Source organism: Pedobacter sp. ASV28, from assembly GCF_016428855.1.
Lineage (GTDB): Bacteria > Bacteroidota > Bacteroidia > Sphingobacteriales > Sphingobacteriaceae > Pedobacter.
The window spans coordinates 46,092-61,306 of sequence record NZ_JAELTN010000017.1; the positions used below are offsets into that span (position 1 = coordinate 46,092).

Genomic DNA, 15,215 nt, shown 5'->3' on the forward strand with positions numbered 1-15,215 from the left:
TTCGACTAAAACCCACATTTTTTAGACTAAAATTAATTTTGACCTTTCTGTCGAATTAATCAACCACCCGGTCTAATTCATAAAAAAGGCTTCATTGCGATGTATAGATTTGTAAAACAAAAACTTAAAATCATGAAATATAGCTTAACCTTTTTAGTTTTATTATCTACCGTTAGCATGGCGTCGGCCCAAAATGTAGCAACAGTCGAAAATGTAATTGGCAAGACAAGTGAAATACTCAACAGCCTAAAATCCATCTCCTATAGTAGTTATAGAGAAATCAATAATTTCAAAGACAATTACTTTTCAAAGAATAGCGGGAACAGTTACTTTGAATATGATTCTGCAGCTGATGGAAAAGTAGCGAAGTTTCAACTTCAAAATGAAAAAAGTCTGCAGGTCTATAATGGAACAGAATATTTTCTTTTAGACCATGCTGACAAAACCGTGGAACTAGAAAAAAGGACAGCAAAACAACTTGGAAGCATATCTCTACTCTATAATTCCATCACCACCATCCGCATCGTCCTCCCCTTATTATTAAAGGACCAAGGCATTCCAAAATCATTAAAAGACACCGTAATTGACGGTAAAAGTTATGATCTCGTACAATTTGCATTGAACAAAAAAACGATGGAATTTCCAAACGGGTTTGCCAGTTTTGATAGTGAGGTAATCAAATATTATAAATTGATCATCGACAAAACAACTGCTTTACCTTTTATGGTTTTTGACGGGAACAGTATCTCCAAAGATCAATATTATACCAAAACGATTTTCACGAACATCAATGTCAATCCAAAATCTCCCGCAGAAGATTCGTGGTATTATTCTAGTTATAAGGGTTACGAACCCCAAAAGAAAGGCACCCAAAAACCAATGGTTATGGTTGGTAGCTTTCTCCAAAATTGGACACTGCCTAAATACGATCCCACAAATTCAGATACCCTACAATCTATTGATCTCAAAGGCAAAATTGTTTTGATGGAGTTTTGGATTAAAAACTGTGGTTATTGTATGTTGGCTTTTCCAGAAATAAAAACGTTACAGGAAAAGTATGGCAAGAAGATTGAAATCTTAAGTATCAATGCCTATGAGAAAAAAGAGGAAATAGATTTCTTCTATCAAAGAGAAAAACCAAAATATCAAATGCTCTATAATGGTGAAAAGCTGGCCAATAACCTGGGTATTTATGCCTATCCAGCCTCCATATTATTGGATAAGAATGGCAAGGTTATTTATACCTCAAGAGGGTTTGACAAAATAGAAATTGAAAAGGCAATTAAGAAAGCATTATCATCAAATCTTTAATTTAAGACTTATACACTTTAGCGTTGGGCACCTACTATATGCTTCATGATTTGTTCTGCATGGACCCTAGAGTTTTCGATATACCATTTATGGGTGTCCATACCTCCGCAAACTACCCCAGCCAAATATAGTCCTGGCACATTTGTTTCCATGGTTTCTGTATGATGGATGGGGTTTTGCTCTTTATCAAACTGTACCCCCAAATTAGCCAGCAGTTTAAAGTTCGGCGTATATCCGGTCATGGCCAACACAAAATCATTTTCCAGGTTAATTAGGCCCTCGGGTGTTTTTATGGTCACAGAATTTGGAGAAATATGGGTTAGCTCGCTATGGTAATAGACCTTTATTTCGCCCTCCTTTATTCGGTTCTCTATATCTGGCCTTACCCAATATTTCACGTACGAACCAATTTCTCCACCACGAATGACCAGGGTAACCTTAGCTCCTTTTCTGTAAGTCTCCAAAGCTACATCAATAGCTGAATTATTTGCCCCCACTACCACAACCTTACTAAAAGCGTATAAATGTGGGTCTTGATAATAGTGTTTTACTTTTGATAATTCTTCTCCCGGTATATTCATGAGTACCGGTATATCATAAAACCCGGTAGCAACAATTACCTGCTTTACCTGATAGTTAGACTTATTCGTGAACACTTCAAAATCACCATTAGGCAGCTTTTCACTTCGTTCTACAGTTTCGAAAAGACGGATATTTAATGCAAATTTCTCCGCTACACGGCGATAATATTCTAAAGCTTCATTACGGTTTGGCTTATTGCTGATGCTAACAAAGGGAACACCCCCAATTTCGAGTTTTTGCGACGTAGAAAAGAAGGTCATGAAAACAGGGTAATGATATAAGCTATTCACCAATGGCCCTTTTTCTATAATGACATAGCTTTTACCCGCCTTTTGGGCCTCTATTCCACAAGCTAGACCTATAGGGCCAGCACCTATGATCAGGATATCGTAATGTTGATTTTCTGTTGCCAAGATATTGTTCCTTTAAAAATTAAACCCGATTGTAGTGAAAATCCTTTTTGCTGCAATTTCCTTGAACAGGCTCAGGATAACAGCTGCAAAAAGATTAAAACGAAAAGCGGGGCTGTGGTTACCGAAGCTATATTGTCATTGTTTTTCTAATATAAAAAAGATGGCCAAGTTTCCTTTCCAAAAATTGCAGCAAGCACTCTTAACAACTGGTCATGACGTTAAACTTTCATGGCCTTACTTGGACAAGCAAAATCTGTACGTTTTAAAGAAGTGTTTTTAATGGCACTATATCCGCCAGCCACATCTATTACATGATCTATTCCACGGGCCTTCAAGATCGATGCGGCAATCATAGAGCGATAACCACCTGCACAGTGGATATAATAAGTCTTGTTTGGATCCATCTCTGCTGTCCAATCGTTAATATAATCTAAAGGGCGAGACCAGGTTATTTCCAGGTGCTCAGCTTCGTATTCTCCGGGTTTACGTACATCCAAGGCCAATAAAGTTGGATCTTGCAAAGAGACCTGTTCAAACTCCTCTGCTTTTATGGATTTAATATGGTCTAATTCCTTGCCGGCATTTTGCCAAGCAGCAATCCCACCTTGTAGATAGCCAATGGTATAATCGTAACCTACCCTGGCCAAGCGGGTAATGGTCTCTTCTGCTTTGCCCTCTTCGGTCACCAACAAGATATTTTGCTTTAGGTCGGTAATTAAGGCGCCTACCCAAGGTGCGAATTGTCCATTTAAGCCTATATTGATTGAATTTGGAATAAAGCCTTTAGCAAAAACCTGTGGATCTCGAGTGTCCAATATGAGCGCTCCTGTTTGATTGGCCATATCTTCAAATGCCCGCGGGTCTAATGGCTGCAGTCCTTTTTGATATACTTCATCAATGCTTTCGTACCCTCCTTTGTTCATTGCCGCATTTTTTGCAAAATATTGAGGAGGAGGTAAAATCCCATCGGTTACTTCTTCTATAAATTGCGCTTTGGTAGCAGCCTTTAAGGCATAGTTAACCTGCTTTTGATGCCCCAAGGTATCAAAAGTTTCCTTGCTCATGCTTTTTCCACAGGCAGAACCTGCCCCATGTCCCGGATAGACAATGACCTCATCGGCCAATGGTTTTATCTTTTCATTTAGCGAATCGTAGAGCATTCCCGCCAAATCGTCCATGGTTAAGCTACCTTTTTGAGCCAGATCTGGTCTTCCTACATCGCCAATAAACAAGGTATCTCCACTAAAAATACAATGGTGCTTGCCCTGTTCGTCGCTAAGCAGATAAGTGGTAGATTCTAAGGTATGTCCAGGTGTATGCAATGCAGTAATGGTTACTGCTCCAATTTTAAATTGTTCACCATCTTGGGCAATATGCGCTTCAAATCCGGTGGTTGCCGTTGGTCCATAAACAATAGTTGCTCCAGACTTTTCGGCCAGATCTAAATGTCCAGACACAAAATCGGCATGAAAATGAGTTTCAAAAATATATTTAATAGTTGCTCCACTCTGTGCCGCCCTTTTTAAATAGGGAGAAACTTCCCTAAGTGGGTCTATGATAGCAGCCTCGCCATTACTTTCGATATAATAGGCAGCTTCTGCCAAACAGCCCGTATATATTTGCTCTATCTTCATTTTTCAGTGTATTAGAATCAAGTAGTACCTATCAAGTATCAAGCCATGATACGTATTAATCGTTAACAAAAATAAGGTTTAATGCTTACTTATATAATGATGGGTGTCATAATTGCAGAAGTTTTACTTTAGCTCATCAATTCCACTGCGCCCAAAAGAACCCGCACCAAGAATGTCACAATAACGTTAGTGAGCGCTTTTTTAAAACCGACAAGAAAACGTATAACACCTAAAGATTAATGAGTTAACTCACCTACAATCGAAACTTCCATCTGCTGTCTAATTTCTGCGTCGGAAATGCCTGCGGCAAGCAGATACATTAATTTGGTTACCGCAGTTTCAAAAGTCATATCGTAGCCGCTTACAACCCCCATTTTTTTCAGTTTGCTGCTGGTTTCATACATACCTAACTGTACCGAACCGCGCTTACATTGTGAAATATCAACAATAATCTTACCATTGTCTATAGCCTGCGCCAAGGCATCCGTAAACCATTCGTCTGTGGTGGTATTTCCCGAGCCAAAGGTTTCCAATACAATTGCCCTCACCCTCGATTTGGTTACCGCGGCCACTACTTCTTCTGTTATCCCTGGATAAACCTTCAAAACGCCAATATTGGCATCAAATTCAGTTTGAATATAAAATGGCGCTGTTGGCACCGGTAAAATTTCCTTATGAAAAAAGGTCAACAGCACACCTGCTTCGGCCAAAATTGGATAGTTAGGCGAACGAAAGGCCTCAAATTTCTCTGTATTGTATTTTATAGACCTATTTCCTCTAAACAATTGATTATCAAAATAGATGCACACTTCGGGCACTACAGCTTTTCCATTATTTTTTGTCGCCGCTATTTCCAATGCGGTAATTAAATTCTCCTTGGCATCTGTCCTAATTTCCCCAATAGGTAATTGTGAACCGGTCAATATTACAGGCTTGGCCAGGTTCTTAAGCATAAAGCTTAATGCCGAAGCGGTGAAAGACATGGTATCTGATCCATGTAGAATGACAAAACCATCAAATTCTTCGTAATTTTCCTTAATCAGTTCGGCCAATACCTTCCATTGGTTGGGGTGCATATTTGACGAATCGATAATTGGATTGAATGAGTGTACAGACATCTCATAATCCAATCGGGCAAGTTCTGGCACATTGGCCTTAATCTGTTCGAAATCAAAAGGAATTAAAACACCGGTCTTGGCATCGTTAACCATGCCAATGGTGCCCCCGGTGTAGATGATTAGTATCTTAGTCATTAAAGTACAGCTATGGATTGCAAGTACAAATTAAACAACATTCGCACAGCTTTTTACCACGTGAACAAGATTTAGCAAATATTTAACCATTTTATTGATCGATTGTAAAAACAATAAGCGAAACGAGCATTTATTCAGAAATTCAAACCCCAAAAATCTTTTTGGAATTCTCTGTGGTAATTTCTGCCACTTCCTGCAAGCTTAATTGATAAATATCGGCAACTTTTTGAGCAATATGAACAAGGTAGCTGCTTTCATTGGGCTTTCCCCTAAACGGCACCGGCGCCAGGTAGGGCGAATCTGTTTCCAATACGATGTTCTGGATCGAAATTTGGGAAAGCACCTGATCTAGTCCTGCCTTCTTATAAGTAACTACTCCGCCTATCCCTAAATAAAACCCCAATTTTATGGCCCTTTCTGCTTGAGCCAAGTCTCCAGTAAAACAGTGAAAAATGCCCCGCATCTTTTCGTCTTTCAAATCATCCAGGATCTCAAAGGTTTCATCAAAGGCTTCGCGACAATGGATAACAAACGGCAGATCGAGCTGTTTGGCCCAATTAATCTGCTGCCTAAATGCATCCTGTTGAATAGCTAAAGTGGTTTTGTCCCAATATAGGTCTACCCCTATTTCTCCTATTGCATAAATTTTCCTATCTGGCATGCTTTGATAGATTTCCTCTAACACCTGCTGGTAACCTTCCTTCACCTCACAGGGATGCAGACCGGCCATGGCAAAGCAGTTTTCGGGATAGGCCGCCACTATTTCATCGATAAGTGAGATAGAGGAAATATCTACGTTTGGCAAAAACAGTCGATTTACACCATTGGCAAAGCAACGTTCCATGGCCTGTGCCCTTTTTTCTATATCTTTTTCGTAGTACTGATGGGTATGGGTATCGGTCAACAACATGCTACAAAGTTATCTTTTATTTATGCCATAAAAAAACCCTGCTCACGAATATGAGCAGGGTTCTAATTTCAGGTGAATGATTTAACTATTTTTTTGCAGGTGCGGGTGCAGCAGGTGCAGGTGCGGGTGCAGCAGGAGCTGCCGCCTTAGGTTTGATGATATCAATCACTTCAATATCAAAAACCAATGGGCTATAAGGTCCAATTGGACCACCACCTTGCTCGCCATAGCCTAATTTAGAAGGGATAATAGCCGTAACCTTACCGCCTTTACCTACTAATTTGATCGCTTCTGTAAAACCAGGTACGGTACCACCTACAACCATTTTTGTTGGGCCATAAGGTCTACCTGGCTGGTGTACTTTTGCTTCTTTAGCTACTTTTTCATCACTGGTATCAAAAACTTTATATTTTTTGTCGTTTCCTTTTTTAGTGAACTTACCTGTATAATTTACAGATACAGTATCGCCATCCACAGCTTTATCGGCACTACCAGGGGTAGTAACCACATATTGCAGACCACTAGCAGAGGTTTGTACTTTTAAGTTATTATCTGCAATATAAGATTTGATCTTTCCTTCTTCTGCATTTTTCTTTTTATCCATATCAGCTTTATAGTCTGCCTGGAAAAAGTCACTTGCCTTCTTTTGGAAAACCGAATCAGGTTCATTTGCTCCTTTTTTGAAAACTTTCTCGATTTTTACGGTAAACACCAAATATTTATCGTTTTTAAACTGCTCTGGCTTAGGTTGTTTAGTGTGAAAAGCCATGGTATCAAGGTTGATTTTGAAAGTTGCGCTATCTCCTTCACCAAAAAGGGTAAGTACGTCTTGCATATCACCTGCATAAGTCTTTTTACCTACCGGGAATATTTGAGCCTGATCTGTATCATAGGTACTGCCTAATACAGAATCTCTTTCATTCTTTTGTGTAAAATTGATTTTAACGATATCGCCTTCTTTTATTTTTTCTTTTCCTGCAGAGTTGTGTATTTTGTATAACAAACCACCTGGACCCTTTTTCTCAGAATTACAAGCAGCTAAGCCCAAAGTAGCTGCAAGAAGAATTACTAAACTTTTTTTCATTTATCTTTTTAATTGTTTTTTAATGTTTTATATAAATATCAACTTTTACATTTTAAGCCCGCTAAGTTAATCAGGTTTCTGTATTATTTATTATATTTTTTGATTGTTTAATTTTTTTTGCCGTTAGAGCAATAATTGGCTTTTGTATTCTGGCAAAATCGCCTTAAAATCTGCTATGGTATCTATCAGATTTTTATCTGATGCACCACCGGCAGCATTCCTATGCCCTCCCCCTTGAAAATATTTCTTGCAAATCTCATTGGCCGGAAAATCGCCGGTTGAACGCAAAGATAATTTTACCCGATCTGTTCGTTCAATGATAAAAGCAGCCAATTTTATTCCATTAATAGACAGCGCATAATTAACAATGCCCTCGGTGTCTCCCGTACTGATATGGTATTTCTCCAACTCTTCCTTCGAAACGGTAATCAAGGCGGTATTAAAATCCCTTAAGATCTCTAATTTATTAGAAAGACAGTAACCTAAAAATCGCAGGCGGTTTTCTGAAGCATTATCATACACCAATTGATGTATACGCCAATGCTCAGCACCCAGATCGATCAGGTCTGCAGCAATGCGGTACACGGCAGAAGTTGCCGAAGGAAAGCGAAATGATCCCGAATCGGTCATGATACCCGTATATAAGCAGGTAGCCACATCTTTGTTTATCAAATTGGCCTCTTTCATTACATTAACTATGAAGTCATATACCAATTGGGCAGCAGCACAGGCGTTAATATCCCAATGACGAAAATCATCAAAATCTTCAGGCTCCAAATGATGGTCTATCATTAGTTTAATGGCTGAAGAAGTCCTGATATGTTCACCCAGATCATTGATCCTGCTCAACGTATTAAAGTCCAAGCAAAAAATCAAAGCGGCCTCTTCCACCAGACCAATAGATTTTGCCACATTTTCGGTATAGATGATCACCTCTGAATTATTAGGCATCCAATGCAGAAATTCGGGATAATCTGTAGGCGTAATCAAATTCACATGATGGCCCTTTTGAATAAGGTAGGCATAAAGGCCCAAAGACGAGCCCATCGCATCGCCATCTGGCTTATGATGTGTAGTGATCACTATTTTTTGTGGCGTAGCCAGCAAGTCTTTTAACTCAGAAACTGATATCATATAATTATAATTGCGAAGTTAATGATTTAAGGTTGAATATTGCTTAATTGTTAAACTGTTGATTTGACAAATTGTTATAAATGATAAGCCAAGTAAACCGAAAAACGGGGCTATAGAGACAGCACACTACGGTAACTGCTTTCTTAAAAACTAAAAGTTTTCTTCTGCTAATGATGTATTATTTAGGTCAATAATTGTATTTTTGCAAAAATTTTTATAAAAATGAGCACAAATAGAACCTTTACTATGATTAAGCCTGATGCCGTTGCTAACGGACATATTGGTGCTATCATAAATGATATTACTAAGGCAGGATTTAAAATCATCGCTTTAAAATACACTAGATTATCTGCTGAAAAAGCTGGAGAATTTTATGCAGTCCACAAAGAACGTCCATTTTACAATGACCTGGTAAGCTTTATGTCTTCGGGACCAATTGTAGCTGCTATCCTAGAAAAAGACAATGCCATTGAGGAGTTCAGAAAACTGATTGGCGCAACTAACCCAGCTGAAGCGGCCGAAGGTACCATTCGCCAGAAATATGCAAAATCTATTGATGCAAATGCGGTTCACGGTTCTGACTCTGACGAGAATGCACAAATTGAAGGTGATTTCTTCTTCACTGCAGACGAGCGTTTTTAATCAAGGTATAAATTGATTTTACAGATAAGCATCCCATATTAGGATGCTTATTTTTTATTTGTATATTTCGAAACTCAATATTTAAAATGAAGAAGACTTATATTATTGCTTTGGCCTCTATTTTTGCCATTAGCGCTAACGCACAAACCCAACCTAAAACCAATACTGCGGCAAAGAACACTACGGCAGCAAAAAAGGCCTCACCTACAAAAAAAACAACCACTATTGCAGCGAAGCCTGTGGTTTTTAAGAGCAAGCTAGATTCTGCCAGTTATGCTTTTGGCCTTGCCATGGCCAGCAACCTTAAATCTGGAGGGCTGGAATCATTAAACTATGAGCTATTGAACAAAGGCATGAAAGATGCTTTTTCGGGAGGCAATGCCTTAATGACCGAGCAAGTATCACAAACGGCTATCAATAGCTTATTTGAAAGCCTAGCTAAAGTTCGTGAAGAAAAAGACAAGGAAAAATATGCACCGGCCATTAAAGAAGGTGAAAATTTTCTTGCACAGAACAAGACAAAACCAGGCATCAAAACAACTGCAAGTGGCTTACAATATGAGGTCATTACACCAGGAGCTGGGGTAAAACCCAAAGCTACCGACCAAGTTACGGTACACTACAAGGGCACGCTCCTTAATGGTAAACAGTTTGACAGTTCTTATGATAGAAACGAACCTGCAACATTTGGACTTAATCAGGTGATCAAAGGATGGACAGAAGGTGTTCAGCTTATGCCAGAAGGTGCAAAATATAGATTTTTCATTCCTTATCAATTGGCTTATGGTGGCAGGGGCGCAGGAGAAGATATCCCTCCATTCAGCACGCTGATATTTGAAGTGGAACTGATCAAGGTAGGTCAATAATTATTTAAAACTTTTATAGGACAATGCTGTTTTAATACCATAAAACGGCATTTCTTATGAAAAAAATAATTCCCATGGCTTTTATAGCCACATTATGCACCACACTGTCCAGCTGCGAATTGATAGAGGGTATCTTTAAGACTGGGATGTGGACAGGAATAATTCTAGTAGTGATTATCATTGCCCTGTTGGGCTGGTTAATTTCCAAGCTCTTCGGAGGGAACAAGGAATAAGGTTGGTTTTTCCCAGCCTTATTCTATAAAAAAACGATCTCAAAAATCACTTTGGACCCTACCCGCTCATTGAGTTTGTCAATAATGGCAGATTTGACCATCAACAATTCGTTCTTCACGACAGAAGATTCTATTCGAACAAAAAGTTTTTTCTGGCTAACATAAATCTGCTTGGTTCTATTGGCTACTGCAGCTCCCATAATTTCGGGCCATAAAGACACTACACCCGTCTCATCAAATTTTCCACGAAGCTTATAATGTGCAAGCATCTTGTCAATGGCCTGCTTTAATGTGATATCATTAGGTTTACGCATGTTCTACCACTCCATTCTTTACATTAAACAAATCTACTTCCACGGCTATTTCCTTAAAAACGGCCAATACCCGATCTTTATTCGTATCTGTGATAAAGATTTGTCCAAAATCATGATGCGAAACCATTTCCATTAGCTTATGTATTCTTTGGTTATCTAATTTATCAAAAATATCATCCAATAACAATAAAGGCTTAAACCCTTTAAACTTTTGCAGGTAGCTATATTGAGCAAGCTTAAGTGCAATTAGAAAGGATTTCTGTTGTCCTTGTGAGCCGAATTTTTTCAAAGGCATTTCTGCGATGGTAAAAAGTAGCTCATCTTTATGGATGCCTGTAGTAGTTCTTTCCAATAACCTGTCTTTTTCTATCGACCCCGCTAGCAAATCTTCAAAACGTTGTTCGTTGAGCTGAGATTGGTAGACTAAAGATACCTGTTCGGCATCATGGGTAATAAAAGTATAGTGTTGGTTAAATAAGGGAATAAAATCTACCAGGAACTGTTTACGTTTTTCAAAGATGAGATTGCCCGAGCTAACCAACTGTTCATCTAAAATCTGTAAAAGCGTTACATCCAATTTTCGAGTGGCGGCAACCTGTTTCAGCAATGAGTTTCGATTTAACAAATGTTTATTGTAGATGATCAGCTCATCCAGATATTTAGGATCTGTTTGCGAAATTACATTATCAATAAACCTTCGCCGTTCCTCACTTCCATCCATAATCAGGTTAATGTCATAGGGAGAGATCATAACGACCGGAAACAATCCGATATGGTCGGCCAATTTATCGTACTCTTTTTTGTTTCTTTTAAACGATTTTTTTTGGTTCCGCTTTAGCCCACAGGAAATTTTTTCGTTCTTTTCAGTCCTATCAAAATCGCCCTGCACCAAAAAAAAATCTTCATCAACTTTGATCTGCTGGCTATCTATCGGATTAAAATAGCTTTTACAGAGGCATAGGTAATGTATGGCATCCAGTAGATTAGTTTTCCCTGCACCATTGTTGCCCACAAATGCATTCACTGTCTTGGCAAAACTAAGGTTGGCCGAAGCATAATTTTTGAAATTGAGAAGGGTAATGTTTTTTAGCCACATAACGGAAAGCCAAAGTTACCCTTTTTTAGTTTTGCTAATACACTAAAGTTTAATTAAATAGTTAAAAGGGGTTGATACTTTAAATGAAAAATGTATTTTTGCAATCCTTTAATTTTAATCATAAAATGTCTGCAACAGAGAAAGAAACAGAACAACCCGTAAGAAAAGGTTCTTTTATACAAGAGAATACTAAAAGCTTAGGATTTATTGCTGGAGCTATAGTAGTTCTAATTGGTATATTCATCTGGTATCAAAATGTTTATTTAAAGAATAGAGCAGAAGATGCGGCCAACCAAATGTTCAAAGCAGAGCAGTTTGTAGGTGTAGATTCGCTAGCTAACAAAGCAATTAATGGAGAGGGTGGTTATCCGGGCCTTGAAAAAATTGCCGAAGAGTATGAAAATACAAAATCTGCTAATCTGGCCAATTTATATTTGGGCGGTATCTACCTACGTAAAGGCGACTACAAAAAAGCAACTGAAGCTTTGGGTAAATATAGTCCAACCGGAAGCCCTGTTGCCGATCCTTTAGCATTGGGATTACTGGGAGATGCCTATAGCGAGCTTAAAGACTTTAAGCAAGCTGCCACTTATTACAAAAAAGCAGTTGATAAATCTACCAATAAGTTTACCTCGCCAATGTTTTTGAAAAAATTAGGCTTAGTAAACGAAACCTTGAAAGATTTCAAAGCTGCCGAAGAAGCTTACACTAAAATCAAAACCCAGTTCCCTGAGAGCCAGGAAGCCCAGATGATTGATGAGTACATTGCCAGAGCGAATGCTCAAATAAAATAATTCCCCAAATCTTGGGTAGAAGGCTTCCAAATGTTTGGAAGCCTTTTTTATGCCCTATGCTACCCAATATTTTTTCAAATCTTTCCGACCTTTCAAAAATTAAACTTAGCCTTTTGGTGCCCAAATTTGCTTGCCCTAAAAGCAACATTCTGGCTTTCAAGGCAAACGAAACCTAACAAGTAAACAACTAAAAAACCTATCTTTGCATCATGGCAACACACCTTAAAAACCTATCAGATTTTTCACATACGACCATACCCTCAGGTAAAGGCTATAAAATGGCGATCATCGTTGCAGAATGGAATGCCAAAATTACAGGAGCGCTATACCAGGGTGCTTTCGACACTTTGATTAAACAAGGCGTTGACGAGAGCGATATTTTATCCCTGAGTGTACCTGGAACTTTTGAGCTTACCGGGGCCGCCGATATGCTGTTAAATAAAAAAAGCGACCTTGACGCGGTGATCTGCATCGGATGTGTAATACAGGGCGACACCAAACACTTTGATTTTATTTGCGACGCCGCTGCCCATGGCATTACCAATGTGGGGATAAAATACAGTAAGCCCGTCATATTTGGCGTATTAACCACCAATGACGAACAGCAAGCTATTGACCGGGCAGGAGGTAAACATGGCAACAAAGGAGATGAAGCCGCCATTACCGCACTAAAAATGGCCGAATATGCATCAAGTTTATAGACCATAACAATTTATTGTCAGAAAAACTGTACTTTAGTAACTTAAAATCAACCTTTAAGGTGAAAAATCATGCATACAACATCCACAAACAGCTAGAAATTTGCCATGATCATTTCATTACTACTGAAAACAAAAACTATATCCGAATGAAAAAAGTAGCTATTCTTTTGTTATTTTTATTCTGTGCCATCACAGTTTTAGAATCGTGTTCTAACCGCTTGTGCCCTGCCTATAGCTCTTATCCTGAAGCCAAAAGAAGGAGATAACACATGCAGTGGAATGACCTTAATGAAATTGCCCAAATAGACGAGATTAAAAAACATGAGGGCTATAGTGTTATTTTCAAACACAGCACAAGGTGTTCTATCAGTCTAATGGCAAAAAGAAACTTCGAACTGGATTGGGGAAATATCCCTAAAGGTACCGAGTTTTATTTCCTCGACCTGATCAATCACCGTGATATTTCCAGCTATATTGCCGATGTTTTCCATGTACATCACGAATCGCCGCAAGTGCTTCTCATTAAAAATGGCGAATGCCTGTTAGACGCATCACATGGTGATATTTCTGCAGATGAAATTACCGAGGTGATCTCAAACTAGGCCTAACTTATCTTTTTCCCATAAAAAAATGCCAGCTCTTTCAATGAACTGGCATATTATTTAATTGCTGTAAAATCAAGTGTCAGCCCTAAGATATTGCCAGACTATTGAGTTTTAAAATAGCAGAGGTACGTCGACGGGTTTCATTACACAGCTCGTCATCATTGGCCAGTTTTTGGCCATAGCTGGGTATCATCATTCTGATCTTGCTTTGCCAATCGGCTGTCTGCATATGTTTCTTAAAGCACCTGTTCATAAGGTCCAACATAATAGACACTGCGGTAGATGCTCCCGGAGAAGCCCCCAATAAAGCAGCTATAGAACCATCTGCAGCACTTACCACCTCAGTTCCAAATTCCAGGATTCCACCTCCACTTGGTTTTTTCTTGATCACCTGAACCCTTTGACCCGCCAATTCCAACTCCCAATCTTTTATATCTGCATTGGGCATATATTCTTTTAAAGCTTCAAACCTATCTTCTGGAGATTGCCTCACCTGTTCTATCAGATATTTTGTTAAATCGATACTTTTCAATCCCGCCGAGATCATAGGACGAATATTACTGATCTTGATAGACGCAGCTAAATCAAAATACGATCCATTTTTCAAAAACTTAGTTGAAAAGCCGGCATAAGGTCCAAACAATAGGGCCTGTTTACCATTAATTATCCTGGTATCTAAGTGAGGTACCGACATTGGTGGAGCCCCAACTGCCGCCTTACCATAAACTTTTGCATGGTGCTGGGCAATGACCTCTTCATTGGTACATTTCAACCATTGACCACTTACCGGAAAACCGCCAAAACCTTTTCCTTCTTTGATTCCAGATTTTTCCAACAGCAATAATGAACCACCACCTGCACCAATAAACACAAACTTAGCTGTGCATTTCTTCTTTTTCCCTGTGTCTAAATCCTTAACTTTCACTTCCCAGCTTCCTCCATCTTGCTGATCGAGATCACGTATTTCATGATGGAAATGTAGACTTACCTTATCCTGTTTGGCCAGGTAATTGAACATTTCCCTGGTAAGCGATCCAAAATTGACATCTGTACCCAAATCCATTTTGGTAGCCGCAATAGGTTCATCTGCCTTCCTTCCTTCCATAACCAAAGGCATCCAATCTTTAATTTCTTCTGCTTTTTCACTGTACTGCATATCGCTGAACAAATTAAACTCTTTTAAGTTATGGTAACGGGTCTTCAAATAATCTACATTTTTCTTTCCCCACACAAAACTGAGGTGAGGTATATTCCTAATGAAAGAACAAGGATCAGACAAAATGCCCTTCTCTAATAGGTAAGCCCAAAATTGTTTTGAAATTTCAAATGATTCGGCAATGGCAACCGCCTTTTTAACATCTACAGTACCATTTGCCTTTTGTGGGGTATAATTTAATTCGCAAAAAGCCGAATGCCCTGTACCTGCATTATTCCAAGCATCAGAACTTTCTGCCGCTGCCACGTCTAAACGTTCATAAATTTCTATGCTCAAGCTAGGTTCCAATTCTTTTAAAAGTACACCAAGCGTTGCGCTCATGATGCCCGCTCCTATCAAGATAACATCTGCGTCGGTTTCAACAACCGTCTTCTTTTTTTTGCTCATTTTTCAACCAAATATTTTACCTGCTCAAATATTACTCATG

At 38.9% G+C, this 15,215-nt stretch carries 16 protein-coding genes; 7 read left to right on the forward strand and 9 right to left on the reverse strand.

Features of this window, described 5'->3' with window-relative positions; genetic code table 11:
- The first annotated feature begins 132 nt into the window (after positions 1–132).
- Positions 133–1,311 carry a TlpA disulfide reductase family protein gene (locus tag JHD79_RS08350; protein WP_199118768.1) on the forward strand — a complete coding sequence of 393 codons (1,179 nt, stop codon included), beginning with the start codon at positions 133–135 and terminating at the stop codon, positions 1,309–1,311.
- 17 nt (positions 1,312–1,328) lie between these two features.
- Here JHD79_RS08350 and JHD79_RS08355 read toward each other — a convergent pair whose 3' ends face one another.
- The 6 genes from JHD79_RS08355 to JHD79_RS08380 form a co-directional block, all read right to left on the reverse strand.
- The gene (locus JHD79_RS08355) at positions 1,329–2,309 is read right to left on the reverse strand and encodes a YpdA family putative bacillithiol disulfide reductase (RefSeq protein ID WP_370583311.1); all 981 of its coding nucleotides are present in this window, start codon (positions 2,307–2,309) and stop codon (positions 1,329–1,331) included.
- Between the two features lie 215 nt (positions 2,310–2,524).
- Complete coding sequence (locus JHD79_RS08360) at positions 2,525–3,940, reverse strand: rhodanese-like domain-containing protein (RefSeq protein WP_199118770.1); 1,416 nt, start codon at positions 3,938–3,940, stop codon at positions 2,525–2,527.
- A 236-nt stretch (positions 3,941–4,176) separates the two neighbouring features.
- Positions 4,177–5,193, reverse strand: a complete 1,017-nt coding sequence (locus tag JHD79_RS08365) for an asparaginase (protein WP_199118771.1) — start codon at positions 5,191–5,193, stop codon at positions 4,177–4,179.
- A gap of 142 nt (positions 5,194–5,335) precedes the next feature.
- Complete coding sequence (locus JHD79_RS08370) at positions 5,336–6,103, reverse strand: TatD family hydrolase (protein ID WP_199118772.1); 768 nt, start codon at positions 6,101–6,103, stop codon at positions 5,336–5,338.
- Between the two features lie 85 nt (positions 6,104–6,188).
- Entirely contained in the window at positions 6,189–7,187 is a 999-nt protein-coding gene (locus JHD79_RS08375) for an FKBP-type peptidyl-prolyl cis-trans isomerase (protein ID WP_199118773.1), read from the reverse strand.
- Between the two features lie 123 nt (positions 7,188–7,310).
- A complete protein-coding gene (locus JHD79_RS08380) occupies positions 7,311–8,321 on the reverse strand; it encodes a bifunctional oligoribonuclease/PAP phosphatase NrnA (RefSeq protein ID WP_199118774.1) in 1,011 nt (336 codons plus the stop codon).
- A gap of 222 nt (positions 8,322–8,543) precedes the next feature.
- Here JHD79_RS08380 and JHD79_RS08385 point away from each other — a divergent pair, with 222 nt between their 5' ends.
- The 3 genes from JHD79_RS08385 (at position 8,544) to JHD79_RS08395 (ending at position 10,062) form a co-directional block, all read left to right on the forward strand.
- Positions 8,544–8,963 carry a nucleoside-diphosphate kinase gene (locus JHD79_RS08385; protein ID WP_199118775.1) on the forward strand — a complete coding sequence of 140 codons (420 nt, stop codon included), beginning with the start codon at positions 8,544–8,546 and terminating at the stop codon, positions 8,961–8,963.
- Between the two features lie 86 nt (positions 8,964–9,049).
- Positions 9,050–9,829 carry an FKBP-type peptidyl-prolyl cis-trans isomerase gene (locus JHD79_RS08390; protein WP_199118776.1) on the forward strand — a complete coding sequence of 260 codons (780 nt, stop codon included), beginning with the start codon at positions 9,050–9,052 and terminating at the stop codon, positions 9,827–9,829.
- Between the two features lie 56 nt (positions 9,830–9,885).
- Positions 9,886–10,062, forward strand: a complete 177-nt coding sequence (locus JHD79_RS08395) for a hypothetical protein (RefSeq protein WP_199118777.1) — start codon at positions 9,886–9,888, stop codon at positions 10,060–10,062.
- A gap of 23 nt (positions 10,063–10,085) precedes the next feature.
- On the opposite strand, the gene JHD79_RS08400 is transcribed toward JHD79_RS08395, so the two are convergent.
- Both JHD79_RS08400 and JHD79_RS08405 read right to left on the reverse strand, forming a co-directional pair.
- Positions 10,086–10,376 (reverse strand): DUF721 domain-containing protein, encoded by a 291-nt coding sequence (locus tag JHD79_RS08400; RefSeq protein WP_199118778.1) that lies wholly within the window; start codon positions 10,374–10,376, stop codon positions 10,086–10,088.
- A complete protein-coding gene (locus tag JHD79_RS08405) occupies positions 10,369–11,472 on the reverse strand; it encodes a DNA replication/repair protein RecF (protein WP_199118779.1) in 1,104 nt (367 codons plus the stop codon). The genes JHD79_RS08400 and JHD79_RS08405 overlap by 8 nt, the downstream gene beginning before the upstream one ends.
- Before the next feature lie 125 nt (positions 11,473–11,597).
- Between JHD79_RS08405 and JHD79_RS08410 the strand changes: the two genes are divergently transcribed.
- From JHD79_RS08410 to ytxJ, 3 genes are all read left to right on the forward strand, one after another.
- The gene (locus JHD79_RS08410) at positions 11,598–12,266 is read left to right on the forward strand and encodes a tetratricopeptide repeat protein (RefSeq protein WP_199118780.1); all 669 of its coding nucleotides are present in this window, start codon (positions 11,598–11,600) and stop codon (positions 12,264–12,266) included.
- A gap of 209 nt (positions 12,267–12,475) precedes the next feature.
- Entirely contained in the window at positions 12,476–12,967 is a 492-nt protein-coding gene (gene ribH / locus JHD79_RS08415; protein WP_199118781.1) for a 6,7-dimethyl-8-ribityllumazine synthase, read from the forward strand.
- 269 nt (positions 12,968–13,236) lie between these two features.
- Entirely contained in the window at positions 13,237–13,569 is a 333-nt protein-coding gene (ytxJ, locus tag JHD79_RS08420; RefSeq protein ID WP_199118782.1) for a bacillithiol system redox-active protein YtxJ, read from the forward strand.
- 88 nt (positions 13,570–13,657) lie between these two features.
- Here ytxJ and JHD79_RS08425 read toward each other — a convergent pair whose 3' ends face one another.
- Positions 13,658–15,175: a malate:quinone oxidoreductase gene (locus tag JHD79_RS08425; protein WP_199118783.1), complete on the reverse strand. Its 1,518-nt coding sequence runs from the start codon at positions 15,173–15,175 to the stop codon at positions 13,658–13,660.
- Positions 15,176–15,215: the final 40 nt, after the last annotated feature.